This is a genomic window from Salmonella sp. SG203, assembly GCF_013350575.1.
Taxonomy (GTDB): Bacteria; Pseudomonadota; Gammaproteobacteria; order Enterobacterales; family Enterobacteriaceae; genus Salmonella; species Salmonella enterica.
In genome coordinates, this window is sequence record NZ_SNMT01000066.1 from 1 (window position 1) to 2,700 (window position 2,700).

2 protein-coding genes are annotated in these 2,700 nt (G+C 49.2%); one reads left to right on the forward strand and one right to left on the reverse strand.

Features of this window, described 5'->3' with window-relative positions; all coding sequences use genetic code 11:
- The coding region (locus HV477_RS27730; RefSeq protein WP_175065730.1) for a hypothetical protein at positions 1 to 1,853 on the reverse strand (1,853 nt) is incomplete at its 3' end.
- 189 nt (positions 1,854 to 2,042) lie between these two features.
- Here HV477_RS27730 and HV477_RS27735 point away from each other — a divergent pair.
- On the forward strand, positions 2,043 to 2,285 hold the full coding sequence (locus tag HV477_RS27735; RefSeq protein WP_175065731.1) for a hypothetical protein: 243 nt from the start codon (positions 2,043 to 2,045) through the stop codon (positions 2,283 to 2,285).
- Positions 2,286 to 2,700 lie beyond the last annotated feature (415 nt).

The window sequence follows — 2,700 nt, forward strand, 5'->3', positions numbered from 1 at the left end:
ACACTCAGATTCCCCCCCACGCCGACGCCATGCCCGGCAACAGAGTGACCGGTTACGGTGGCACCGTCCACGGTGTAATTTGAACCGCCGGTGAGCTGTACCCCGGCGCTGTTGCCTGATGAGGTACCATTCAGGGTACCGTTAGTGATGGTGACATTATTGCCAGTGATATTGATACCGGTACTGGTGTCCGAGATCCCGGTCAGGTTATTACCGTTCAGATTAACCTGCGGTTTATGCTTTGTATCACCGGAATTAACGCGAATACCCGTTCCATCCTGGCTGGTACCGGTGACAGTAGCATTGACTACATTGACAGTGGCAAATTCAGGCACACTGACACCTGTACCGCTTTTACTTTCTCCGGTAACCGTAAAGTTGCCTGTTAATCCTGTATTATCCACCACCCGAAGGTCCAGCCCGTCACCGGAATCAGACACACTGTGAATATTCACATCACCGTCACCGGTAAACCTGAATCCTGAACGTCGGATTATCGAGTCCACACCATCCTTTCTGAAACCAAAGGAAGCTATACCGTTACCAGCGTTTGTTTGTGCATTGATATTCAGCGACGCCCCATCAGACACATTAATATCGAATGTTCTGGATTCCCATTCAACTCCTGATAACACCATTCCTCCGCCAACAGAGTCTAATTTGCTATCATCACTACCATCGTAATTACTTGTAGCATTAATTGTCGCCTTTCCATGAAGGAAAGTTAACTTTTCATCATTTTCACCATTATTAAGCAAAAAACCAGCCCCGCGCTCAGAATGAGCATTAATATCAGTATCCCCTGTAAAAATAATATCAGCAGAACCCAATAAACCAATACCAAAAAGTTGTTCCTGATATTTTTCAGAGATATTTTTTCCGTTGAGTATATTATATCGGGAAGTAAAAGAAGTTTTTCCGGAAAGCGTGACCCCACCTCCATTCAGGTAATATATACTATACGATCCTCTGTCACCAACACCTGAGACATTAATATTCCCGGAAGTTGACGTTAAGGCAGTATTAGTAAGGGAAACACCACTGGCCTGCTGACCAGTAGCATTTCCACTAATACTGATATTCCCTGCTGTTGAGGTTATTTTTACAATGCCTGTGCTGTTATTTTTCCCTGTGATACTCACTCCCCCCCGACTGGCATTCAGCCTGATATCCTTATTTGCCGTCATATTACTTCCCGACAGGCTGATCCCTCCATTCGCTGTCAGACTGATTTTACCTGCTTTCGCCGTCAGGTTACTGCTCTGTACTGTAATACTACGCATAACATTGTCTATCGTGAGATCCTGACCCGCAGTAATGTTACTGTCTGCAAAACTCACTCCCTGCAGGCTGATATTACCTGCTTTGTTTACCGTGACATTTTTTAAAATCCAGACACCATGTTTACTGGTGTAGCTATCGACCCAGTCTGCACCGGACCCGCCCAGCGTCATCCCTGTGGTGTCTATCTGTGTACTGTTATCTATCCCCTGCTTCATCAGTGCTTCAGCCGTAGTCACATTCAGTATTCCACTGCCAATAACGTTGGTCACATTTTTATTGCTGCCTGCGGAGCTCAGTGTCAGATTAGCGCCATTTGCTATTCCGCCCTTCAGTGTCACATTGTTCAGGACAAATCCATTGTTATGGTCGGTATTTACCCCTGTCAGTGTGGCGCTGCTTGCACTGAGGATAGCGTTGGTCAGGTTCAGCGCTACAGGCTGAGTTCCGTTCGGAGTCCCCGTCACCACGCCCTTCATGTTCAGACTGCCGCAGCTTACAGTCAGGTTCAGATTTTGGGTAATGAGCGCAGTCCAGGACCCGCCGCCGATTTGTCTGGTTGTTCCTGTCACCGACAGGTTACCTTGGATGCGGGTGTTTCCCCCCAGCTTTACCCCAATGTTATTCTGATTTGAGGTACCGTTCAGTACCGTGTTTATTGCACTGAACGTATTAGTATCTGCATTCAGCGCACCATCCTTACCGTTTTTGGCACTGGCGGTCAGCGTGATATTATTCGAAGCTGTCAGGGTATTACCGCCATGAATATGGATACCGTATCCACTGTCCCCATTAGTCTGCGCGCCCGTCAGATTAAGGTCGCCGGACGTGGCAGTCAGTTTGCTGGCACCGTACACCCACACTCCCTTGCCAACACCATCCGACAATGTCCCGTTCACCGTCACGTTTCCGCCCGACAGCGTTCCGTTATTTATGGTGACGCCCAGCCCGGTTTGAGTCTTTCCGGTTACAGTCAGGAGACCCGAGCCATTCGCTTTTACTGACGCACTCTGGAGGAGCACCCCCGTACCATTGCCACCCGTAGCAGTCCCGTTCAGCGTCAGGTTGCCATTACTCAGGGTATTACTGATGCCACCATTAATTTTAATACCAGTGCCATTTACAGCCCCGGCGGTGCCAGTAATCACCGCATTCTGCGCACTGACATTGATATTTGAGGCATTAAAGGCCCCGTCTGTACCGTCCGTGGCTGCCGCACTCAGGGTGACCGTATCCCCTGCGGCGAACAGGACGCCACCCCAGGTGTGAATACCGTAGAAGTGCATATCTTTTTTCACGCCGGCACTGCTCACCCCGGACACCGTCAGATTCGTGTCTGCGTTCAGTTTACTCTGACCGCTTATCGACAGTGCATCAGCCGTACTGCTGCTGGCAGTAATCGTGATGTTGTTCCCCGTC

Excerpts from the sequence above, each read along its gene's own strand:
- HV477_RS27735 (WP_175065731.1), top strand. The coding sequence starts at position 2,043 with ATGAATATGGATACCGTATCCACTGTCCCCATTAGTCTGCGCGCCCGT.